Annotated in this window: 26 protein-coding genes; 19 read left to right on the top strand and 7 right to left on the bottom strand. The window is 69.8% G+C overall.

Annotation, left to right across the window (positions count from 1 at the left end):
• Positions 1–30: 30 nt before the first annotated feature.
• From ACZ3HL_RS11130 to ACZ3HL_RS11120, 3 genes are read left to right on the top strand one after another with little or no spacing between them, the layout of a single operon-like run.
• Positions 31–1,056 (top strand): sugar ABC transporter substrate-binding protein, encoded by a 1,026-nt coding sequence (locus ACZ3HL_RS11130; RefSeq protein ID WP_465531043.1) that lies wholly within the window; start codon positions 31–33, stop codon positions 1,054–1,056.
• Positions 1,053–2,573, top strand: coding sequence for a sugar ABC transporter ATP-binding protein (locus tag ACZ3HL_RS11125; protein WP_465530359.1), 1,521 nt, complete (start codon positions 1,053–1,055; stop codon positions 2,571–2,573). Before ACZ3HL_RS11130 ends, ACZ3HL_RS11125 begins: the two co-directional genes overlap by 4 nt.
• Positions 2,570–3,586: an ABC transporter permease gene (locus ACZ3HL_RS11120; RefSeq protein ID WP_465530357.1), complete on the top strand. Its 1,017-nt coding sequence runs from the start codon at positions 2,570–2,572 to the stop codon at positions 3,584–3,586. Before ACZ3HL_RS11125 ends, ACZ3HL_RS11120 begins: the two co-directional genes overlap by 4 nt.
• Positions 3,587–3,671: 85 nt before the next feature.
• Here ACZ3HL_RS11120 and ACZ3HL_RS11115 read toward each other — a convergent pair whose 3' ends face one another.
• Positions 3,672–4,382, bottom strand: a complete 711-nt coding sequence (locus ACZ3HL_RS11115) for a FadR/GntR family transcriptional regulator (RefSeq protein ID WP_465413631.1) — start codon at positions 4,380–4,382, stop codon at positions 3,672–3,674.
• Between the two features lie 106 nt (positions 4,383–4,488).
• Between ACZ3HL_RS11115 and ACZ3HL_RS11110 the strand changes: the two genes are divergently transcribed.
• From ACZ3HL_RS11110 to ACZ3HL_RS11100, 3 genes are read left to right on the top strand one after another with little or no spacing between them, the layout of a single operon-like run.
• Positions 4,489–4,791, top strand: coding sequence for an L-rhamnose mutarotase (locus ACZ3HL_RS11110; RefSeq protein WP_465414140.1), 303 nt, complete (start codon positions 4,489–4,491; stop codon positions 4,789–4,791).
• On the top strand, positions 4,788–5,759 hold the full coding sequence (locus ACZ3HL_RS11105; RefSeq protein ID WP_465530355.1) for an aldo/keto reductase: 972 nt from the start codon (positions 4,788–4,790) through the stop codon (positions 5,757–5,759). Before ACZ3HL_RS11110 ends, ACZ3HL_RS11105 begins: the two co-directional genes overlap by 4 nt.
• Entirely contained in the window at positions 5,756–6,580 is an 825-nt protein-coding gene (locus ACZ3HL_RS11100; protein WP_465530353.1) for an amidohydrolase family protein, read from the top strand. Before ACZ3HL_RS11105 ends, ACZ3HL_RS11100 begins: the two co-directional genes overlap by 4 nt.
• Before the next feature lie 200 nt (positions 6,581–6,780).
• Here the strand turns inward: ACZ3HL_RS11100 and shbA are convergent, their stop codons facing one another.
• The 4 genes from shbA to ACZ3HL_RS11080 all read right to left on the bottom strand — a co-directional run bounded on the left by shbA (position 6,781) and on the right by ACZ3HL_RS11080 (position 8,966).
• The gene (gene shbA / locus ACZ3HL_RS11095; RefSeq protein WP_465530351.1) at positions 6,781–7,437 is read right to left on the bottom strand and encodes an RNA polymerase sigma factor ShbA; all 657 of its coding nucleotides are present in this window, start codon (positions 7,435–7,437) and stop codon (positions 6,781–6,783) included.
• Positions 7,438–7,687: 250 nt separating this feature from the next.
• Positions 7,688–7,990: a DUF202 domain-containing protein gene (locus ACZ3HL_RS11090; RefSeq protein ID WP_465413623.1), complete on the bottom strand. Its 303-nt coding sequence runs from the start codon at positions 7,988–7,990 to the stop codon at positions 7,688–7,690.
• Positions 7,987–8,337 (bottom strand): YidH family protein, encoded by a 351-nt coding sequence (locus tag ACZ3HL_RS11085; RefSeq protein WP_465530349.1) that lies wholly within the window; start codon positions 8,335–8,337, stop codon positions 7,987–7,989. The genes ACZ3HL_RS11090 and ACZ3HL_RS11085 overlap by 4 nt, the downstream gene beginning before the upstream one ends.
• A 173-nt stretch (positions 8,338–8,510) precedes the next feature.
• The gene (locus ACZ3HL_RS11080) at positions 8,511–8,966 is read right to left on the bottom strand and encodes a GtrA family protein (RefSeq protein ID WP_465530347.1); all 456 of its coding nucleotides are present in this window, start codon (positions 8,964–8,966) and stop codon (positions 8,511–8,513) included.
• Between the two features lie 172 nt (positions 8,967–9,138).
• On the opposite strand from ACZ3HL_RS11080, the gene ACZ3HL_RS11075 reads away from it, so the two are divergent.
• The gene (locus ACZ3HL_RS11075; RefSeq protein WP_465530345.1) at positions 9,139–9,354 is read left to right on the top strand and encodes a hypothetical protein; all 216 of its coding nucleotides are present in this window, start codon (positions 9,139–9,141) and stop codon (positions 9,352–9,354) included.
• Positions 9,355–9,435: 81 nt separating this feature from the next.
• A complete protein-coding gene (locus ACZ3HL_RS11070; RefSeq protein WP_005153325.1) occupies positions 9,436–9,747 on the top strand; it encodes a hypothetical protein in 312 nt (103 codons plus the stop codon).
• A gap of 17 nt (positions 9,748–9,764) precedes the next feature.
• Here ACZ3HL_RS11070 and ACZ3HL_RS11065 read toward each other — a convergent pair whose 3' ends face one another.
• Both ACZ3HL_RS11065 and ACZ3HL_RS11060 read right to left on the bottom strand, forming a co-directional pair.
• Entirely contained in the window at positions 9,765–10,889 is a 1,125-nt protein-coding gene (locus tag ACZ3HL_RS11065; RefSeq protein WP_465530343.1) for a glycerate kinase, read from the bottom strand.
• Positions 10,886–11,851 (bottom strand): 2-hydroxyacid dehydrogenase, encoded by a 966-nt coding sequence (locus tag ACZ3HL_RS11060; protein WP_465530341.1) that lies wholly within the window; start codon positions 11,849–11,851, stop codon positions 10,886–10,888. The genes ACZ3HL_RS11065 and ACZ3HL_RS11060 overlap by 4 nt, the downstream gene beginning before the upstream one ends.
• Positions 11,852–12,009: 158 nt before the next feature.
• Here ACZ3HL_RS11060 and ACZ3HL_RS11055 point away from each other — a divergent pair, with 158 nt between their 5' ends.
• From ACZ3HL_RS11055 to ACZ3HL_RS11005, 11 genes are all read left to right on the top strand, one after another.
• Positions 12,010–12,537: a hypothetical protein gene (locus ACZ3HL_RS11055; protein WP_465530339.1), complete on the top strand. Its 528-nt coding sequence runs from the start codon at positions 12,010–12,012 to the stop codon at positions 12,535–12,537.
• A 194-nt stretch (positions 12,538–12,731) separates the two neighbouring features.
• Positions 12,732–13,541 carry a CoA transferase subunit A gene (locus tag ACZ3HL_RS11050; protein ID WP_465530337.1) on the top strand — a complete coding sequence of 270 codons (810 nt, stop codon included), beginning with the start codon at positions 12,732–12,734 and terminating at the stop codon, positions 13,539–13,541.
• Entirely contained in the window at positions 13,538–14,293 is a 756-nt protein-coding gene (locus ACZ3HL_RS11045; protein ID WP_465413604.1) for a CoA-transferase subunit beta, read from the top strand. Before ACZ3HL_RS11050 ends, ACZ3HL_RS11045 begins: the two co-directional genes overlap by 4 nt.
• The gene (locus ACZ3HL_RS11040) at positions 14,290–15,468 is read left to right on the top strand and encodes a thiolase family protein (RefSeq protein ID WP_465530335.1); all 1,179 of its coding nucleotides are present in this window, start codon (positions 14,290–14,292) and stop codon (positions 15,466–15,468) included. The genes ACZ3HL_RS11045 and ACZ3HL_RS11040 overlap by 4 nt, the downstream gene beginning before the upstream one ends.
• 28 nt (positions 15,469–15,496) lie before the next feature.
• Complete coding sequence (gene pcaH / locus ACZ3HL_RS11035) at positions 15,497–16,231, top strand: protocatechuate 3,4-dioxygenase subunit beta (RefSeq protein ID WP_465413600.1); 735 nt, start codon at positions 15,497–15,499, stop codon at positions 16,229–16,231.
• Entirely contained in the window at positions 16,231–16,779 is a 549-nt protein-coding gene (pcaG, locus tag ACZ3HL_RS11030) for a protocatechuate 3,4-dioxygenase subunit alpha (protein WP_465530334.1), read from the top strand. The genes pcaH and pcaG overlap by 1 nt, the downstream gene beginning before the upstream one ends.
• Positions 16,772–17,545 carry a 3-oxoadipate enol-lactonase gene (gene pcaD / locus ACZ3HL_RS11025; protein ID WP_465530332.1) on the top strand — a complete coding sequence of 258 codons (774 nt, stop codon included), beginning with the start codon at positions 16,772–16,774 and terminating at the stop codon, positions 17,543–17,545. Before pcaG ends, pcaD begins: the two co-directional genes overlap by 8 nt.
• The gene (gene pcaC, locus ACZ3HL_RS11020) at positions 17,542–17,946 is read left to right on the top strand and encodes a 4-carboxymuconolactone decarboxylase (RefSeq protein WP_465413594.1); all 405 of its coding nucleotides are present in this window, start codon (positions 17,542–17,544) and stop codon (positions 17,944–17,946) included. Before pcaD ends, pcaC begins: the two co-directional genes overlap by 4 nt.
• A gap of 9 nt (positions 17,947–17,955) precedes the next feature.
• On the top strand, positions 17,956–18,762 hold the full coding sequence (locus ACZ3HL_RS11015; protein WP_465530330.1) for an IclR family transcriptional regulator domain-containing protein: 807 nt from the start codon (positions 17,956–17,958) through the stop codon (positions 18,760–18,762).
• Positions 18,755–19,324, top strand: a complete 570-nt coding sequence (locus ACZ3HL_RS11010; RefSeq protein ID WP_465530328.1) for a nucleotidyltransferase family protein — start codon at positions 18,755–18,757, stop codon at positions 19,322–19,324. Before ACZ3HL_RS11015 ends, ACZ3HL_RS11010 begins: the two co-directional genes overlap by 8 nt.
• Before the next feature lie 31 nt (positions 19,325–19,355).
• A complete protein-coding gene (locus ACZ3HL_RS11005) occupies positions 19,356–20,228 on the top strand; it encodes an AAA family ATPase (protein WP_465413587.1) in 873 nt (290 codons plus the stop codon).
• Position 20,229 lies beyond the last annotated feature (1 nt).

Below are 20,229 nucleotides of genomic sequence, written 5' to 3'. Positions count from 1 at the left end.
GTCATCAAGGAGGATGCGGTGCGTACGAGGGTGATCAAGGTGGCCGCCGCGGCCGCCGCGCTCGGGCTGACCCTGTCGGCGTGTGGGTCCACAAAGGATAATGCTCCCCAACCGGGTGCAGGCGGAGGCGGCAAGGTCGGTGCGACGATCCCGTTGCTGACCTCGCCGTTCTGGCAGGCCTACAACAACTACGTACCGCTGAAGGCCAGGGAACAGGGCGTCGAGGCGCTGCCGACGGTCAACGCGGACAGCGATCCGGCGAAGCAGATCACCGACATCAACACCCTGCTCAACCAGGGGGTCAAGGGCCTGGTCGTGACGCCGCTGGACTCCGCCGCCGTCGTGGCGGGCCTCAAGGCGGCGGAGAACAAGGGTGTCCCGGTGGTCGCCGTCGACGTCGCGCCGGAGAGCGGCAAGGTCGCGATGGTGGTGCGCGCGGACAACAAGGCGTACGGCACCAAGGCCTGCGAGGCGATCGGCGCGAAGGTGACGTCGGGCAAGGTCGTGCAGGTCATGGGCGACCTTGCCTCGGTCAACGGCCGCGACCGCTCCGAGGCGTTCCGGCAGTGCATGAAGACCAAGTACCCGGACGTCCAGGTGCTGGAGGTCGCCGCCGAATGGAAGGCGGACAAGGCTTCGTCCGGTTTGGACAGTCTGCTGACCGCGAACCCGGACATCAAGGCCGTGTACATGCAGGCGGGCGGCGTGTACCTGGCGCCGACGCAGCAGGCGCTCAAACGCAAGAACCTCTACTTCCCGGTCGGCGACCCGAAGCACGTGGTGCTGGTCAGCAACGACGGCATTCCCCAGGAGCTGGCCGCGATCCGCGCGGGCGAGCTCGACGCGACCGTCTCCCAGCCCGCCGACGACTACGCCAAGTACGGCATGTACTGGATCAAGAAGGCCATGGCGGGGGAGACCTTCAAGGCCGGGCCGACCGACCACGGCAGCACCGTCGTCGAGGTGCGGCCGGGGATCCTCGAAGACCAGCTCCCCGCGCCCGTCGTCACCAAGGACAACGTGGACGACAAGGCCCTCTGGGGGAACAACCTGTGAGCGCGCTGCCCGCCGGATCCGCCGCCGTGCCGGTGGTCAGCGCACAGGGCGTCGGCAAACGCTACGGCCCCACCGTGGCGCTGTCCGACGTCAGCCTCACCGTGCACCCCGGCGAGTCGCACGCGCTCGTCGGCCGCAACGGTGCGGGGAAGTCGACCCTCGTCTCCATCCTCACCGGACTGTCCAAAACGGACACCGGCCACGTCGAGTTCGGTGGCGTCCCGGCGCCGCCGTTGTCCAAACAGGACGACTGGAAACGCGCGGTCGCCTGCGTCTATCAGCACGCGATGGTCGTGCCGCAGCTGACCGTCGCGGAGAACCTTTTCCTGAATCGCCAGTCCGGCAAGGGTTTCGCGATCGGCTGGCAGCGGTTGCGCCGTCAGGCACGGGAACTGCTCGACTCCTGGGACGTGCGCGTCGACGTCGACACCCCGGCCGGCGAGCTTTCGGTCGAGGACCGGCAGTTCGTCGAGATCGCGCGCGCGTTGTCCTACGGCGCCCGGTTCATCGTGCTCGACGAGCCGACGGCGCAGCTGGACAGCCAGGCGATCGAACGGCTTTTCGCGCGGATGCGCCAGATGCAGGACAGCGGGGTGACGTTCCTGTTCATCTCGCATCACCTGCACGAGGTGTACGAGGTGTGTCAGGCGGTCACCGTGCTGCGCGACGCCAAGCACATCCTGACCGCGCCGGTCTCCGAGGTCGGCCGTGCCGAGCTGATCGACGCGATGACCGGCGAGCAGGGCGGGCTTTCCGTGCGCGACGCCTCCACCCGCGAGGCGCTGGCCGCGGACGCCGACGAGGTGCTGACCGTCGACGGGCTTTCCGGTGACGGCTTCGAGGATGTGACGTTCCGGATCCACCGCGGCGAGGTGATCGGGCTCGCGGGCAGCAACGCCAGCGGCAAGCACCAGGTCGCGGAAACCGTGTACGGACTGCGTTCGCCGTCCTCCGGCACGATCCGGGTGGACGGGAAGCCGTTGAAACCGGGAGACATCCCGGCCGCGATCCGCGCCGGGATCGGCTGTGTGCCGAGGGACCGGCATCACGAGGGACTGGTGCTGGAGCATTCCATCGCGGACAACGCCACCCTGTCCATTTTGGACCGCATGGGCAAGGGTGGCCTGGCGGCACCGGGCTCGCGATACGGCCGGGCCGCCCAGGCGCTGCGGGATTACGACATCGTCGCGGCCGACGCGGACCAGCCGGTGTCCGACCTTTCCGGCGGCAACCAGCAGAAGGTCGTCCTGGCCCGCGCGCTGGCCGGGGATCCGCGCCTGGTGGTGCTGATCAACCCGACCGCGGGGGTGGACGTGAAATCGAAGGAGGCGCTGCTCGCGGTCGTCGACCGGGTGCGCGCGGAGGGCAAGGCGGTGCTGATCGTCAGCGACGAGCTGGACGATCTTCGCCTGAGCGACCGGGTGCTGGTGCTGCGCGCCGGTGCCGTGGTCGCCGAACACCGGGCGGGCTGGTCGGACGGCGACCTGGTGGCCGACATCGAAGGAGTCGAACGGTGACCGAACTGATGACCGATCCGAAGACTTCGACGCTTCCGGCGTCGCCACGCCGCCGGAAGTTCCGCTGGCTGCGCGAACTCGCGCTCGTGCCCGCGCTCATCGTGGTGCTGATCATCGGAGGACTGATCAGTGACACGTTCCTGACCTTCGGCAGCATCGTCGGGATCCTGTCCGCCTCGGCCGCGCTGTCGATGGTGGTGCTCGGCGAATCGCTCGTGCTGCTGACCGGGAAATTCGACCTGTCGCTGGAATCCACCATGGGCATGGCGCCCGCGCTCGGCGCGATGCTGGTCATCCCGGTGGCGTCCTCGGGCTTCGGCACCGAGATCCCCGGCTTCGCGGGCATTCTCGCCGTGCTGGTGGCCGGTGCCGCGGTCGGCTTCGTGAACGGCTTCCTGATCGTCAAGCTGAAGCTGAACGCCTTCATCGTCACGCTGGCGATGCTGACGGTGCTGCGCGGCACGCAGATCGGGTCCACCCAGGGGAAGACGCTCTTCGATCAGCTGGACGTGTTCACCGCGCTGGCCACGACGACCTTCATCGGGCTGCCGATGTCGGTGTGGCTGGCCGCGGCGCTGTTCACCGTGTTCGGGCTCGGGCTGCGGTACCACCGGATCGGCCGGTCGCTGTACGCCATCGGCGGCAACCGGGAAGCGGCGCGGGCCGCCGGTATCCGGGTCGACCGGATCTCGTGGGGTGTCTTCGTGGTCGCCGGGGTGCTGGCCGCGCTCGGCGGGCTCGCGTACACCGGCTACGTCGGCGCGCTCGGCGCCGATCAGGGCGACGGATTGATCCTTCAGGTGTTCGCGGCTGCGGTGATCGGCGGTGTCTCACTGGACGGTGGGAAGGGCACGCTGGTCGGGGCGCTCACCGGCGTGCTGCTCCTGCAGACGGTCACCAACCTGCTGCAGGTGGCGCAGGTGCCGCCGGAATGGCTGAAGGCGATCTACGGCGTGATCATCCTGGTCGCGTTGATCATCTCCCGCTACGCCGGTGGAAAGGCCCAGACCTAGCCCGAAAGTCCGTGAAGGCCTCCTTCCCTACCTTGAGCGTAGGGAAGGAGGCCTTCACGGAACGTCGATGGAGGAGAGTGCGGTGTCAGGAAGCTTCCGCGGCCGTGGTGGGGTCGTCTGCGGTGCCGAGCGCGTTGCGGAGCCATTGCTCCACCCCGGCCACGTGCACGGTGGCCCACGAACGCGCGAGCTCGGGCTCGCGGGCCGCGATGGCCTCGTAGATCGCCGTGTGCTGCTCGCGGGTCTTCGCGACCGCGCCCTCCTGGGTGAGCCCGCGCCAGATGCGGGCGCGCGCGGTGGGGCCGGACAGGCTGTCCAGCAGCGAGCACAGCACCGGATTGCCGGAGCCGTCGGCGATCTTGCGGTGGAACTGCAGGTCGTTCGCGACCAGCGCCTCCACCGTCGGCGAGTCGGCCAGTTCGTCGAGCAGGCGGCCTAGTTCCTCGATGTCCTCGTCGCTCATGTGCACCGCGGCCATCGCCGTCGCCGCCGGTTCGAGGATCCGGCGCACGGCGAGGAAGTCCAGCACGGTGTCGTCGCGGTGGAAGTCCACCACGAACGTCATCGCGTCGAGGAGGAGATTCGGTTCGAGGCTGGTGACGTACGTTCCGTCGCCCTGGCGGACGTCGAGCACGCGGATCAGGCACAACGCCTTCACCGCTTCGCGCAGCGAACTGCGGGACAGACCGAGCCGCTGGGCCAGTTCGGCCTCCTTCGGCAGCCTGTCGCCCGGAGCAAGCTCGCCGGAGATGATCATGTCCTTGATCTTGTCGATCGCGACATCGGTGACCGGCATGTTCCACCGCCCTCCCCGAAGACCTCGGATGTTTGAGTGTTAGTTGACAGAGTGCCATGTTTCGGACGAAGGAGGCGCGGTGACCCACGGTGTCGCACTACAAAGAGTGGCACTCCACACCCGGTTGAAGCCGGGCAAGGAGGCCGAATACGAGTCGGTCCACGCCGTCATCCCGCCTGATCTGGACGAAGCCCTGCGCGGTGCGGGCGTGCGTTCGTGGCGGATCTGGCGGGACGGGCTCGACCTCTTCCATGTCGTGGAGGTCGAGGACTACGCGAAGATGCGCGCGATCCTGCGCGATCACCCGGCCAATATTCCCTGGCAGGCACGGATGTCGGAACTGCTCGACGTCGAAGACGACTACTCGGGCGACGATTCGGGCCTCGGCCTCGTCTGGGAGCTTCCGTGAAGATCCCCCTGTCCCCGCTGGGGCTCGGCTGCGCGCAGCTGGGCAACCTGTACCACGCCATCACCGACGAGACGGCCGAGGCGACCGTCCGGCAGGCGTGGGACGAAGGTGTCCGCTATTTCGACACCGCCCCGCACTACGGTCTCGGCCTGTCGGAACGTCGGCTGGGCGCGGCGCTTTCGGCGTATCCCCGTGCGGATTTCGTGGTCTCGACGAAGGTCGGCCGCGTGCTGGAACCCGATCCCGACGGCGCTTCGCGTACCGACTCGCAGGGTTTCGTCGTTCCCGCCGCGTACAAACGGCGGTGGGACTTCAGCCGCGACGGGATCCTCCGGTCGCTTGAGGACAGTCTGGAACGCCTGGGCCTCGACCGCGTCGACGTCGTCTACGTGCACGATCCGGACGAACACTTCGAGGACACCGTGAACGGCGCGTTCCCCGCGCTGCTCGAACTGCGGGAGCAGGGTGTCGTCGACGCCATCGGGGCCGGGATGAACCAGGCGCCGATGCTCACGGAGTTCGTCCGCCGGTTCGATCTCGACGTGATCCTGCTGGCGGGCCGGTACACCCTGCTCGACCAGCCCGCGCTCGACGACCTTCTCCCGCTGTGCGCGGAACGCGGCGTGGACGTGGTGGTGGGCGGGGCGTTCAACGCCGGGATCCTCGCCACCGCATCGCCGGGCACGATGTACGACTACGCCGAGGCGCCCGCCGAACTGGTCGAGCGCGCCCAGCGGATCGCCGACGTCTGCGCGCGGCACGGGGTCGAACTCCCACAAGCCGCGCTGGCGTTGCCGGCCGCGCATCCGGCGGTGGTGTCCGTCGTAGTCGGCGCGCACGATCCCGGCCAGGTTCGGCTCAACGCCGAACGGTTCCGGCGTCCGGTACCGCGCGAGTTGTGGACGGATCTGATCCGTGCGGGACTGTTGCGTGAGGACACCGTGCTGCGGGAGGAAGGACAGCCGTGATCGACGCGCACCACCACCTTTGGGACCCGTCGCGGCGGGACTACCCGTGGATGACCGGTACGGCGCTGGAGCCGATCCGGCGTCCGTACACAGTGGACGATCTGCGCACGGTGACGAAGGCGGCGGGGGTGAACGGGACCGTGCTGGTGCAGACGGTCTCGTCGGAAGAGGAGACGCGAGAGTTCCTCGCGGCGGCCCAGGCCGAACCGCTCATCGCCGGCGTCGTCGGCTGGACCGACCTCACCGCACCCGATGTCGGCGAGCGCGTGTCTTCGTTTTCCGGTCCGCTGGTGGGGATCCGGCACCAGGTGGAGGACGAGGCGGACCCGTGGTGGCTGACGCGGCCCGAGGTTCTGCGCGGTCTCGCCGCCCTCGGCGAGGCCGGGCTGGCGTACGACCTGCTGGTGAAGCCACCGCAGCTCCCCGCCGCGCTCGCCGCCGCGAAAGCGTTGCCGGACCAGGTTTTCGTCCTCGACCACGCCGCGAAGCCGCCGATCGCCTCGGGCGAATGGCGGCCGTGGGCGGACGGTGTCGCGGCGCTGGCGGAGCTGGACAACGTGTACTGCAAGCTTTCGGGGCTGGTGACCGAGGCGGACTGGGCACGATGGAAGGTCGGTCAGCTGGCGCGCTGGGCCGAGCACGTGCTGGAGTCCTTCGGGGCTTCGCGGCTGATGTTCGGCTCGGACTGGCCGGTCTGCGAGCTCGCGGCCGCGTACGAAGTCGTCGTGGACACGGCTTTTTCGCTGACGGGCTCGTTGAGCGACGCCGAGCGGCTGGAGTTCTTCGACGGGACGGCGCGGCGGGCCTACCGCCTCTCGTGAGCAGCCGTGCCTCGCTTTCAGGATGCGCCCAATGTGGCATGGGAGACGGTGAGCGTCCCCAATGCCACATTGGGCGCACTCGACTCGCCGAGTCTGGGAGCGGTAGGGCGACAGCAAGATGCGAAGGGAAGACGTGGGCGGCGCGGGGTCCGGGCGCCTGGGTGCCGCCGGTCGACGACCTGCGGCAGGAGAGGAAAAGATCAGAACTCGTCCTGGTTGACCATCGTCCGCAGGCGGGCCAGTGCGCGGTGCTGCGTCACGCGCACGTTGCCGGCGGAGATCCCGAGCGCCTCGGCCGTTTCGGCGGCGGAAAGGCCGACGGCGATGCGGAGGGCGAGGATCTCCTGCTGCACCCGCGGCAGGGTGGAGAGCAGGCGGCTGAGCCGGGCACCGAGGTCCAGGTGCAGGGCGTGCTTTTCGGGTTCGTTGTCGCCGATGGGCCGTTCCGGTAGTTCCGGGACCGGTTCCGACCGGTCACGGGAGACCGCGCGGTAGGCGTCGGCGACCTTGTTGGCGGCGATGGCGTGCACGAGATAGAGGAACGAACCGCCGCGATCCTGATAGCCGGGCAGCGCCTTCAGCACCGCCATGCACACTTCCTGCGCGACATCGTCCGCCGACAGGTAGGACAGGTCGCGGCCACCCATTCTGGCGCGGCAGTAGCGGACCACGACGGGGCCGATCATCCGCAGCAGGGACTGGATCGCGGCGGGATTCCCGTCGCCCGCGTCCTTGACGAGCGGATCGAGGTCTTCCTTCGTCAGCCGTCCGCCCGGGCGCGGCAGATTCTCCGGAGTCGTGTATCCGGGGACCGCGTCGGGGGCGACGGTTCTGGACGCGCTTGAAATCGCTTGCATGGTCGTCCTCCCCGGCCGACCCTGCGACCGTCGCTGTCTAGGGGTCAACACTCCGTAACGATTGAGGGCGGCAGATGCTCCGTAAGATCAGATTCATCTGCCGCCGTTGCGACGCAGCGTAATCGTAGGCGCCGATCGGACGGCAGTAAAGATTTCAACTAGAGATAGCCCATTCGCCGGAACCGCCTTAATACAACCGAGACTCTGCGTCGGGAAAAGGGGCTTCGGGGTCGCAGGACGTGCGCGCCGCTTAGCGCACCGCGACCAGCGCGACCGCCGTCGCTACGACGAGTGCCGATGCCGTGACAGCAAGGGATCGGTTAAGAGGTTTCGGGATTTCCGGACCGCGCAGTGCTCGTTCACGGATCGCGCCGGCGACGACGAAGACGATCACCATGGCGCCCGCGAACACGACCGGGACGACCGCCGTGCCCCACCCTCGCCGGGCCGCGGTGTGCAAGAGGAGGAGTGTGCAGGCAGTAGCCGCGAGCGCGGTCCGGCGCCACGCCAGCCCGGTCCGCTCCGCTTGCGCTCCGTGATCGCGCGGGCTCACGAAAAGACCACCAACGCCGCCGCCGTCAGGATGATCGCGAGGATCCCGCCGGTCAGCAGGATCGGCATCCCGCTCTTCGGCAACGGCCGCCCCGCGCGCATCGCGTTCTGTACCTGCCGCCAGCGTGGATACGCGCTCGCCGCGAGGACGGCGGCCAGCAAGACGCACAGCCCCGCCAGGACGGTGCTCAGCGCGTTCGGGTCGGGCACCAGTTGATGGACGGCGACGCCACCGGCCAGGAGGCCCAACGCGGTCCGGAGCCAGGCGAGGAAGGTCCGTTCGTTGGCGAGCGTGAATCGGTAGTCGGGTTCGGAGCCGCCGTCGTGCGGGCCGTTGATCTCTGCCACGTGAAGGAGACTAGGCGGTGTCCGGCCGGCCTGCGCGCGGTCTTCGCGCCCAGGTCGTCCCTGGCGGCACGGGCGGATGCGCCCGAGTACGACCCGGTACGAGGACGATCCGCCCGCACCGCCAGGAACCACCTGGATCACGAAGCCCATCACGCAGGCTGGCCGGACACCGCCTAGGCGTTCCCGCGCGCGAAGACCCACCAGCGAAGGACCGCGAAGCGTGCGATGCCGCCCACGACGCTGGCCGCGAGCAGAGCGCCTGTCTGTTCCAGCGCGGTCGGCTCGGTGATCACCGCGTCGAGCGACGCGAGCACGATCGAGCCGTACGCGGCGTAGAAGGCGAAGGTCACCAGGTCCTGGAAATGCCGTTTGCCCGGGTTGCTCTTCCGGGCGGCGAAGGTGACCCTGCGGTGGAACTCGGTGTTCCCGATGGTCGTGACCGCGAGCGCGACCAGGTTGGCCACCTGGGGGCCGAGGACCGGCTGCAGGGCAAGGAACAGCACCGCCTGCAGGCCGGTGGCGGCGACGCCGGCGACGACGTACCAAGCGGCATGGTTGCCGAGTTCGTGATGCCGCTCCGGCGCGCGCCGGATGATCCGGTGCCCTGGCGCCCACCTGGTGGTGGTCATACCGACGACGCTACTCCTTGTTTCACAAACTTGTGAAGGTAATGAACCACCTGAGAAACTGTGATCCCCGCGACAGCGTCACCGTTTGGCCTGCGGAGACGCCGGGTAAGCCACAGGGACCGGGTCGAGTACAGCACGCCCCGGCCAACGTCCGACCAGGAGGGAGCGGCCGATGAGCGACCGTGAGACCGCGGAGCCGGAAACGTTGGCTCCCAGCGAGGCGTTCGACGAGGACGAACTCCGCGTCGACCCGCTCGAAGAAGGTGTCGAACCGCCCGAGCACTGGAGCGGCGCGGACCGCTTCGGGACCACGCCCGCGGAAATCCGCGAAGGCGAGTCGCACGCCATGCGGCTGGCCGAGGAGGAGCCGGACGTCGGCGAGAAATGATCTTCACTCAGACGGCGGGCCATGCCGACAGCCCCTAGCGTGGTCGGTCAAGTGCAAGACCGCGACGAAGGAAGGGCAGAGATGCTGACAGTCACCGAAGCCGCCGCCGAGGCGATCACCGCACTGACCGGGCAGGAGAACGGCCAGGACGGAGGCGGCCTGCGATTCGCGATGCATTCCCAGCAGGGGGACAGTCCCCAGCTCGCGGTCTCCGTCGCCCCCGAACCGGAAAGCGGCGACAAGGTACTCGGCGCCGACGGCGGCCCGAAGGTGTTCTTGGAGCCGGAAGCGGCCGCGTTGCTCGACGACAAGGTGCTCGACGTCCAGCAGGACGAAACCGGCGAAGTCGCCTTCGCCGTACTCCCGCAGGCTCAGCCGCAGCCCGGCAGCTGAGCCCGGCGGTTTCAGGCTTAAGTCCGGGCCCAGGCGCGGACCAGTTCGCCGGCCCGCTCGCGCAGGAGCTCCGCCGCGTGCGCACGCGCGTGGTCGAGCGAAGGCGCGTGGTCGATCAGGGCGGCGCTGCCCACGACACCGAGGCCGGCGAGCTGGCTCTGGTCCAGCTGGATCCGTCCGGCCAGCACCATCAGCGGTACCGCGTGCTCCCGCGCGCGGGCCGCGATACCCGCCGGGGCCTTGCCGTCGAGGCTCTGCTCGTCCAGTGAGCCCTCGCCGGTGATGACGAGGTCGGCGCGTTCGATGGCGTCGGCGACCCCGGTGAGCCCGGCGATGAGCTGGAAACCGGATTCGACGCTCGCGCCGAGCCCCGCGATCGCGCCCGCGGCGACCCCGCCGCCCGCGCCCGCTCCGGGAAGATCGGCGACATCGGGGGTCCCGGCGTTCCGCAACGCCTGTGCCCAGCGGGACAGGGACGCGTCCAGTTGCTCGACCTCGCGCGGGCCCGCGCCCTTCTGCGGGCCGAAGATCGCGGCCGCGCCACGGGGCCCGAGCAGCGGGTTCGTCACGTCGGTGGCGACGGCGACCTCGACGGAGCCGAGCCGTTCGCGCACCGGGCCGAGTTCGGCCAGCGCGACGCGGCCCAGCGTGCCGCCGCCGAGCCCGACCGGCGCGCCGAACGCGTCGAAGACCCCGGCACCCAGTGCCGCCAGCATCCCGGCGCCGCCGTCGGTGCTCGCCGTTCCGCCGACGGTCAGCACCAGGCGTCGCGCACCGTTGTCGAGCGCGTGCGCGAGGAGTTCGCCGACGCCCCAGGTGTGCGCGGCCAGCGCGACTTCCGGGCTCGGTTCCACGAATTCGATACCGCACGCGCGGGCCGATTCGATGTAGGCCGTTCCGTCGAGCACCACATAGCGCGCGTCGACGGTGTCGTCGAGCGGCCCGCGGACGGGGAGTTCCACGAGACGGCCACCCGCCGCGACGAGGACGTCGAGCGTTCCCTCGCCGCCGTCGGCGACCGGGCAGGAGGAGACCTCGGCTCCGGGCAGCGCGTCGCGGACGCCGTCGGCGATCGCCTCCGCGGCCTCGACCGCGGTCAAGCTTCCCTTGAACTTGTCGGGCGCGATGACCACGCGAGTCATGGACGAACCTCCGTCAGCGGGTTTCCGCCGGTGAGCACCGACGCGACGTTCTCGGCCGCGAGCACGGCCATGGCGGTACGGGTCTCGACCGTCGCCGATCCCAGATGTGGCGTCAACACGACGTCTTCGCGGTTCAGCAGGCGCGGTTCGACCTCGGGTTCGGCCTCGAACACGTCGAGGCAGGCTCCGGCGATCTCGCCCGCTTCGAGCGCGTCCGCCAGCGCGGCCTCGTGGACGACGGGGCCACGGGTGGTGTTGATCAGGTACGCGTCCGGTTTCATCGATTCCAGCGCGTCCGCGTCGATGAGGTGCCGGGTTTCCGGCGTCAGGGGGCAGTGCAGCGACACGACGTCGGAGCTTCGCAGCAGTTCGCCGAAGGACACGTACTTCGCGCCCAAGGTCTTCTCGACGTCTTCGGCGGCCCGCGATCGTCCTGTGTAGACGATCCGCATCCCGAAACCGAGGGCACGCCGTGCGACCGCCTGCCCGATCTGGCCGAGCCCGACGATCCCGAGCGTCTTGTCCTGCAGCGAGGAACCGAGCAGGAAACCCAGATGGAACGACCACGGGGTACGCGAGCGGATCAGCCGTTCGCCCTCGCCGAGCCGGCGGGTGACCGCGAGGATCAGCCCGAACGCCAGATCCGCGGTGGCGTCGGTGAGCACACCGGGGGTGTTGGTGACGGTGATCCCGCGCCCGGACAGCGCCGCGACGTCGACGTTGTCGTAGCCGACGGCCACGTTCGCCACGACCTTCAGCCCGGGGCCCGCCGCGTCGGCGACCTCGCCGTCGAGCCGGTCGTGCAGCATGCCGACGATCGCGGACGCGCCACGGACGAACTCGAGCAGTTCGTCCCGTGTCAGCGGCCGGTCGGCGCGAGACAGTTTCACCTCCCCGGCTTCCGCGAGCACTTTCAGCGCTTCGTCGGGAATCCACCGGGTCACCGCGATCTTCGAGGTCACGCCCTCACCCTAGTGTGCGACGGTTGGTATCCCAAATATGGAAATCCCCGCTATGAGGGAGGCACTTCCCCTGCGCGGGGGAGTCGTCACCGCCGGGCGCGCCGGGATGGTGAGGAGTGCGGAAAGGCTCCGCGAGCAGGGGATTCCAGGGGTGGAACATGAAACGATCACGAGAACTCGCCGCCGTCGGCGCCGCGATGGTCCTCGCCACGACGCTCGTCGCGGCCGGTCCGGTGTCCGCCGCGGAGGAGGCCAAGGGGAAGCCGTCCGAACCGAGTCTCGTCGGCAGCGCGAAGATGCTGCGCAAGGACGGACAGGACGTCCGGTTCGCCTTCGACGCGCACGGTCTCTTCCCGGAGAGCAGGGGGACCTTCCGGGTGAGCCACGTGGGTGAGGGGTTCTCCGCCTACTTCCGGGGCAGGATCGACTGCCTGGTCGTCGGCGGCCCGGTCGCCGTGGTCACCGGCATCGTCGAGGACACGGACGTCCCCGGTCTCGAGGACCGCCGGGTCGGGATGACGGTGTACGACGACGGCAGGCGCGACCGGCTCGGCTACAGCTGGGGGCCGGACCCCGGGAACAAGCACATCGTGCCGCCGTGTCTGAGCACCGCGACCTTCGAACGGGTCGAGAGCGGGGACTTCAAGGCCGTCGAATGGTTCCCGCCCGGCAGCGGTATCGGCTGATCGCAGGAGGCGAGTTCGTAGAGCGCGCTTCCTTGCGTCAGGCGAACCCGGTCACCTTGCGGCCGGCGACGCCATCCGCTCCGGGGGATTCACCGGCTCGAAGCAGTGCCATGATCGGCTCGGCTGTGCTATGTTCATATGCAGAACATGTGTGCGCGATACGAACAAGCGCTTCGAACAAGCCGGGAGTGGGGATGGCTGAGCTGCTGTCGTTGAAGGAGGCCGTGGCACGGCTGGTGCACGACGGGGACACCGTCGCGCTCGAGGGCTTCACGCACCTCATCCCCGTGGCCGCCGGGCACGAGATCATCCGCCAGGGCCGCACCGGCCTGACGCTGGTCCGCATGACCCCGGACATCGTCTACGACCAGCTCATCGGCGCGGGCTGCGCGAGCAAGCTGATCTTTTCCTGGGGTGGCAACCCCGGCGTCGGCTCGCTGCACCGGTTCCGCGACGCGGTCCAGCACTCCTGGCCGGTACCGCTGGAGATAGAGGAACACAGTCACGCGGGCATGGCGAACCGGTACGTCGCCGGCGCCTCGGGGCTGCCGTTCGCCGTCCTGCGCGGGTACACCGGCACCGATCTCGCCGCCCACACCGACACGATCAAACCCATCACCTGCCCGTTCACCGGTGAGCGCCTGGCGGCCGTCCCCGCGCTCAACCCGGACGTCACGATCGTGCACGCCCAGCGCGCCGACCGGTCCGGCAACGTCCAGATCTGGGGGATCACCGGCGTGCAGAAGGAGGCGGTGCTCGCGGCGAAGCGGTCGCTGGTCACCGTCGAGGAGGTCGTGGACGAGCTGGAGCCCAGGCCGGGCGCGATCGTGCTGCCGTCCTGGGCGGTCACCGCCCTGGCCGAGGTGCCCGGCGGCGCGAGGCCGTCGTACGCGGCGGGGTACTACGAACGGGACAACGACGCCTACCAGGCATGGGACGCGATCGGCCGGGACAGGGAGAGCTTCACCCGCTGGCTCGACGAGCTGACGGGAGTGAAGGCATGACCGAGTACACCTCCGACGAGATGATGAGCGTCGCCGCGGCTCGCGCGCTCGGCGACGGGATGTCCTGTTTCGTGGGCATCGGCCTGCCGAGCACGGCCGCCAACCTGGCCCGCCGTGGCCACGCGCCGAACCTGACGCTCATCTACGAATCCGGCTGCCTCGGCGCCAAGCCGAGCAGGCTCCCGTTGTCCATCGGCGACGGTGAGCTCGCCGACACCGCGGACGCCGTGGTCAGCGTTCCCGAGGTCTTCAACTACTGGCTCCAGCCGGGCCGGATCGACGTCGGTTTCCTCGGCGCCGCCCAGCTGGACAAGTTCGGCAACATCAACACCACCGTCATCGGCCCGGACTACGCCAACCCCAAGGTGCGCCTTCCCGGCGCGGGTGGTGCCCCGGAGATCGCCGCGTCGTGCCGCGAGGTGTTCGTGGTGCTCCGGCAGAGCACCCGCACGTTCGTCGAGAAGGTCGACTTCGTGACGTCGTTCGGGCACGGCACCGGCAAGGGCGATCGCGAGCGCCTCGGTCTCCCCGGCGCCGGGCCGACGCTGGTGGTCACCGACCTGGGCCTGATGCGGCCCGACCCGGAGACCGCCGAGCTCACGCTGACCGAGTTGCACCCCGGGGTCGAGGTCGATCAGGTCGTCGAGGCGACCGGGTGGAAACTGAAGGTGGCAGGCGACCTGGGAACCACCCCGGCGCCGACCGAGGCAGAACTCCGCATCCTCCGAGACCTCACAAGGGCGAGCGCATGACCGACGTCTTCCTGTTCGACGCCATCCGTACCCCGTTCGGCAAGTACGGCGGCGCCCTGTCCGGCGTCCGCCCGGACGACCTCGCCGCCACCGTCCTGCGGGCGCTGGCCGAGCGCAACGACCTCGACCCGGCCACCGTCGACGAGGTGGTGCTCGGCGACGCCAACGGCGCGGGCGAGGACAACCGGAACGTCGCGCGGATGGCGGCGCTGCTCGCGGGCTGGCCGACGAGTGTGCCCGGTGCCACGGTCAACCGGCTGTGCGGCTCCGGTCTCGACGCCGTCATGCAGGCCAGCCGGTCGGTCCAGGTCGGCGACGCCTCGCTCGCCGTCGCGGGCGGGGTCGAGTCGATGAGCCGTTCGCCGCTGGTGATGCAGAAACCGGAGAAGGCCTTCCCGGCGGGCAACCAGACGCTGTACTCCACCGCGCTGGGCTGGCGCATGGTCAACCCGAAGATGCCCGAGCAGTGGACGGTCTCGCTCGGCGAGTCCACCGAGCAGCTCGCGGAGCGCTACGGCATCGACCGCGACGAGCAGGACGCGTTCGCCGTCCGCAGTCACGTCAACGCCGCCCGCGCCTGGGACGAGGGGTTCTACGACGATCACGTCGTCCCGGTCGAGGGTGTCGAGCTCACCCGCGACGAAGGCATCCGGCCGGATTCCAGCCCGGAGAAGCTGGCGAAGCTCAAACCCGTGTTCCGTCCACAAGGGACGGTCACGGCCGCGAACGCGTCGCCGTTGAACGACGGCGCCTCCGCGCTGCTGCTCGGTGACGAGGCGGCGGGGAAGCGGCTCGGCAAGGCGCCGCTGGCCCGGATCGCCGGCCGGGGCGCGGCGGGCGTCGATCCGGACGTCTTCGGCATCGGCCCGGTGCGCGCGGCGGAGATCGCACTGGAGCGCGCCGGGATCGGCTGGGAAGACCTGGCCGCCGTCGAACTGAACGAGGCCTTCGCCGCGCAGTCGCTGGCCTGCCTGCGGGACTGGTCGAAGCTCGACCCGGAGATCGTCAACGTGAACGGCGGCGCGATCGCGATCGGGCATCCGCTGGGCGCCTCCGGCGGCCGGATCCTCGGCACGCTGGCCCACCACCTGCGCCGCACCGGCGGCCGGTGGGGCCTGGCCGCCATCTGCATCGGCGTCGGCCAGGGGCTGGCCGTCGTCCTCGAAGCCCAGTGATCCACTGAGTCGCGCTGGAGGGAACAGCATGTCCGCACCCGCAGAACTGAGGCTCCCGCGCTACCGGCGCGATCCGGAGGGAACGCATCCACCCCTCGGCTACCCCGGCTACCGGTCGACGGCGCTGCGGCACCCCAAGGAGCCGTTGATCGTGCTCCCGCATCTGCTGACCGAGGTCACCGGGCCGGCGCTGGGGCCAGGGCGCGTCGGTGAATTCGACAACGACCTCACCAAGGGGCACGCGGGGGAGCCGCAGGGCCAGCGGATCATCGTCACCGGACGGCTGCTCGACGGCGACGGGCGGCCGATCCGCGATTCGCTCGTGGAGATCTGGCAGGCGAACGCGGGCGGCCGGTACCGGCACACCGGTGATCGCTGGCCGTCGCCGCTGGACCCGAACTTCGACGGCGCGGGCCGGACGCTCACCGACGCCGAAGGGCGGTACACCTTCACCACGATCAAACCGGGCGCGTACCCGTGGAAGAACCACGACAACGCCTGGCGGCCGGCGCATATCCACTTCTCCGTGTTCGGCAGCGCGTTCACGCAGCGGCTGGTCACCCAGATGTACTTCCCGGAAGACCCGCTGTTTTCGCAGGACCCGATCTTCAACTCCATCCCGGACGAGAAGGCGCGGCAGCGGATGATCGCGCGTTTCGACCTCGATCGCACCGAAGCCGAGTGGGCGCTGGCTTTCCAGTTCGACATCGTCGTGCGCGGCCGCGAGGCTTCGGTCTTCGAAGACGAGGAGGACGAGCACTGATGCCGGAGACGACGCCTTCGCAAACCGTCGGCCCGTACCTGTCCATCGGCCTGCCCTGGCCGGACGGGCCGGACGTCGTCCCCGCGGACGAGCCCGCCGCGGTCCGGATCCACGGCCTCGTTTTCGACGGCGCGGGCGAACCCGTCCCGGACGCGATGATCGAGACCTGGCAGGCCGACGCCGACGGCCGGTTCGAGCACCCCGACGACCCGCGCGGAGCGGTCGCGAGCGGATTCCGGGGCTTCGGGCGCTGTCCCACCGATCCGGGCGGCCACTACGAGATCCGGACGATCATGCCCGGTTCGCTGCCCGGTCCGGCGGGTAGCACGCAGGCCCCGCATATCGACGTCTCGGTGTTCGCCCGCGGACTCCTGCACCGGGTGGTCACCCGGATCTACTTCGAGGACAACGACAACTCCGGGGATCCGGTGCTGGCCTCGGTCCCGGAGGCCCGCCGGGGCACCTTGGTCGCCGCCAAGGACGGCGACGGCTACCGGTTCGACATCCGGTTGCAGGGCAAGGGGGAGACGGTGTTCTTCGATGTCTGAGCCGGTGCACAGCGTCGCGGAAGGGCCGGCGGACGGTCCTGTCGTGGTGTTCAGCGGATCGCTCGGCAGCGATCACCGCATGTGGGAACCGCAGGTGAAACCCTTGGTGGACAAGGGTTTCCGGGTGATCCGGTACGACACCCGCGGGCATGGCGCGTCGCCGGTTCCGCCCGGGCCGTACACCCTCGCGGATCTCGGCGGCGACCTGCTCGCACTGCTCGACGAGCACGGTGCCGAGCGCGCCCATGTCGTCGGGCTCTCGCTCGGCGGGATGACCGGGATGTGGCTCGGCGTGAACGCGCCGGACCGCATCGCGAGTCTCGTGCTGTGCTGCACGTCCGCGAAGCTCGGGCCGCCGAGCATGTGGGCGGACAGGGCGAAGACGGTCCGCGAGAAGGGCACCGCCGCGGTCGCCGAGGCCGGGGTCGGCCGCTGGCTGACCACCGGTTACGCCGCCGCCCACCCCGACCGGGCCGGGTACCTGCGCGAGATGATCGCGGGCGTCCCCGCCGAGGGATACGCGGCGTCCTGTCAGGCCATCGAACGGATGGATCTCGTCGGCGACCTGCCCAAGATCGCGGCGAGGACCCTGGTGATCGCCGGGGCCGAGGATCCGGCCACCCCGGTCGAGCACGCCGAGGTGATCGCGGGCGGCATCCCCGACGCGAGGCTCGAAGTCGTCGAAGGCGCCGCGCATCTGGGGAGCTTCGAGCAGCCCGAGCGGTTCACCGCGTTGATCCTCGAACACCTGGAGGCCGCCCGATGACCGACGACACCTACGAGACCGGCATGAAGGTGCGCCGAGAGGTCCTCGGAGACGCGCACGTCGATCGAGCCGTCGCGCGCACCACCGAGTTCAGCCGCCCCTTCCAGGACTACATCACCCGGGGCGCCTGGGGATCGGTCTGGTCGCGGGACGGGCTCGACCGCAAGACCCGCAGCTGTGTCACCCTGGCCGCGCTCACCGCCTTGCACGCCCACGACGAGCTCGCGATGCACGTCCGCGCCGCCGTCCACAATGGACTGACCGCGCAGGAGATCTCCGAGGTCCTGCTGCACACCGCCGTCTATGCGGGTGCCCCGGCCGCCAACGCCGCGTTCGCCGTGGCCCAGCGCGTGCTGGCCGAACTCGGTGAGCCCGCGGCCCAGGAAAGGGGAGGCCGTTAGGGTTCTCGTATGGACGAAGGCGAGGTGACCGAGCGCGGGGCGCATCATGTCCAGTCGCTGGAGCGCGGGCTGGCCGTGATCAAGGCGTTCAACGCGGACGCGGCGGAACTCACCCTGAGCGACGTCGCCCGTGCGACCGGGCTGACCAGGGCGGCCGCCCGCCGGTTCCTGCTCACCCTCGTCGACCTGGGATACGTGCGCACGGACGGCAAGTACTTCTCGCTGACCGCCCGGGTCCTCGAACTCGGCTATTCCTACCTGTCGAGCCTGTCGCTGCCGGAGGTCGCCCAGCCGCATCTGGAGCGGCTCTCCGCCGAGGTGCACGAGTCGAGTTCGGTCTCCGTGCTCGAAGTCCCGGACATCGTCTACGTCGCCCGGGTGGCCGTGTCGCGGATCATGACCGTCAGCATCAACGTCGGCACCCGTTTTCCCGCCCACGCGACGTCGATGGGGCATGTCCTGCTGGCCGGCCTCGATGACGCAGAACTGTGGGAATACCTCACCAGGGCGAAGCTCGACAAGCTCACCGCGCACACCAAGAGCCGGCCGGACGAGTTGGTCTCCGAGCTGAGCAGGGTCCGCAGGCAGGGCTACGCGATGGTCGACCAGGAACTCGAAGAGGGCCTCCGTTCGATCGCCGCGCCGATCCGGGACCGGCGGGGCAGGGTCGTGGCCGCGGTCAACCTCTCCACCCACGCCAGTCGCACCACGCGCGAGTCGGTCGAACAGGAACTGCTGCCGCCCCTGCTCACGGCGGCGCGCGCCATCGAGACCGATCTGGCCTCTGCGCCGCCCAGCAAAGCGCGTCATGGCTGAGGTCGCCGGGCTGCTGCTCGCGGCCGGGGCCGGACGCCGGTTCGGCGGGCCGAAGGCGCTGGCCGTCCTCGACGGCGAGCCGTTCGTCGTGCGGGCGTTGCGGGTGCTCACCGACGCGGGCTGTGCTCCGGTCCGGGTGGTGCTGGGTGCCTCGGCCGAGGAAGCCCGCGCGCTTCTGCCCGACCCCGAGTCCGCTGTCGTGGCCGAAGACTGGGAGTCCGGTATGGGAGCGTCCTTGCGTGCGGGTCTGAGGGCGCTCACCGGAACCGATGCCGAAGCCGCCGTCGTGCATCTCGTGGATCTCCCCGGCGTCGGCGCCGATGTGGTCCGCCGGGTCGCCGCCGAAGCCGATGAAGACACCGTCGCGCGTGCGGCCTACGAGGGCGTTCCCGGCCATCCCGTCGTACTCGGCCGCCGTTGGTGGCCGGAGATCGTGGCGGGCGCGTCCGGGGACAAGGGTGCCCGCGACTGGCTCAAGGGACGCCAGGACCTGCGGCTCGTCGAATGCGGCGATCTCGGCACCGGGCACGACGTGGACCGCCGCGAGGATCTTCCGGGCTGATCTCCGGCCCGCCGAGGCTTACGATCGGCGGGTGACCGTCGAATCGCCCGAGAAACTGGCCGAAGCCCTGGAAACGGTCGGCTACCTCGCCGACGACGGCATCGCCACGGCCGGGTTCCTCGCCGTGGCGCTCGGCCGCCCGCTGTTCTGCGAGGGCGAACCGGGCACCGGCAAGACCTCGCTCGCGCTGGGACTGGCCGAAGCGCTCGGTATGCCGCTCATCCGGCTCCAGTGTCACGAAGGGATCGACGCGGCGCAGGCACTGTACGAATGGGACTTCCCTCGTCAGCTGCTGCATTTGCGGGCGCTGGAAGCCGCGGGTGACGGCGGCCTCGACGTCGAGGCCGCCGAACAGTCCCTCTACACCGAACGTTTCCTGCTCTCCCGGCCGCTGCTGAAGGCATTGCAGACCGCTCCGTGTGTCCTGCTGGTCGACGAGATCGACCGGGCCGACGACGAGTTCGAAGCCTTCCTTCTGCAACTCCTCGACGAGAACGCGGTGACGATCCCCGAGTTCGGCGAGGTGCGCGCCGAGCATCCGCCGCTCGTGGTGCTCACGTCCAACCGGACGCGGGAGGTGCACGACGCGCTGAAGCGCCGCTGTCTCTATCACTGGCTCGAACATCCGGACCTCGGCCGCGAGATCGAGATCCTGCGCCGCAAGATCCCGGATCTGGGCGAGGCGCTCGCCGCTCAGGTCGCGACGGCGGTGCAGCGGCTTCGCGCGATGGAGTTGCTCAAACCGCCCGGGGTGGCGGAATCCCTCGATTGGGCTCAGGCGCTCCTCGCGCTCGGAATGTCCGAATTGGACGCCGCGGCCGCCGCCCGGACCCTCGGTTCGGTGCTCAAGTACAGCGAAGACCTGGACAGGGTCCGCGCCAAGCTGGACAAACTGCTCGCCTGAG

The sequence above is a fragment of the Amycolatopsis sp. NPDC000009 genome, assembly GCF_055563465.1.
Note: the sequence above shows the minus strand (reverse complement) of the source record. Positions and strands in the feature narration are given on the sequence as shown.

Coding starts and splice junctions, on each gene's coding strand:
- ACZ3HL_RS11115 (WP_465413631.1), bottom strand. CDS start 4,382: ATGCCGGTCACCGATGTCGCGATCGACAAGATCAAGGACATGATCATC.
- shbA (WP_465530351.1), bottom strand. CDS start 7,437: ATGCAAGCGATTTCAAGCGCGTCCAGAACCGTCGCCCCCGACGCGGTC.
- ACZ3HL_RS11080 (WP_465530347.1), bottom strand. CDS start 8,966: ATGACCACCACCAGGTGGGCGCCAGGGCACCGGATCATCCGGCGCGCG.
- ACZ3HL_RS11075 (WP_465530345.1), top strand. CDS start 9,139: ATGAGCGACCGTGAGACCGCGGAGCCGGAAACGTTGGCTCCCAGCGAG.
- ACZ3HL_RS11070 (WP_005153325.1), top strand. CDS start 9,436: ATGCTGACAGTCACCGAAGCCGCCGCCGAGGCGATCACCGCACTGACC.
- ACZ3HL_RS11065 (WP_465530343.1), bottom strand. CDS start 10,889: ATGACTCGCGTGGTCATCGCGCCCGACAAGTTCAAGGGAAGCTTGACC.
- ACZ3HL_RS11055 (WP_465530339.1), top strand. CDS start 12,010: ATGAAACGATCACGAGAACTCGCCGCCGTCGGCGCCGCGATGGTCCTC.
- ACZ3HL_RS11050 (WP_465530337.1), top strand. CDS start 12,732: ATGGCTGAGCTGCTGTCGTTGAAGGAGGCCGTGGCACGGCTGGTGCAC.
- ACZ3HL_RS11045 (WP_465413604.1), top strand. CDS start 13,538: ATGACCGAGTACACCTCCGACGAGATGATGAGCGTCGCCGCGGCTCGC.
- ACZ3HL_RS11040 (WP_465530335.1), top strand. CDS start 14,290: ATGACCGACGTCTTCCTGTTCGACGCCATCCGTACCCCGTTCGGCAAG.
- pcaH (WP_465413600.1), top strand. CDS start 15,497: ATGTCCGCACCCGCAGAACTGAGGCTCCCGCGCTACCGGCGCGATCCG.
- pcaG (WP_465530334.1), top strand. CDS start 16,231: ATGCCGGAGACGACGCCTTCGCAAACCGTCGGCCCGTACCTGTCCATC.
- pcaD (WP_465530332.1), top strand. CDS start 16,772: ATGTCTGAGCCGGTGCACAGCGTCGCGGAAGGGCCGGCGGACGGTCCT.
- pcaC (WP_465413594.1), top strand. CDS start 17,542: ATGACCGACGACACCTACGAGACCGGCATGAAGGTGCGCCGAGAGGTC.
- ACZ3HL_RS11015 (WP_465530330.1), top strand. CDS start 17,956: ATGGACGAAGGCGAGGTGACCGAGCGCGGGGCGCATCATGTCCAGTCG.
- ACZ3HL_RS11010 (WP_465530328.1), top strand. CDS start 18,755: ATGGCTGAGGTCGCCGGGCTGCTGCTCGCGGCCGGGGCCGGACGCCGG.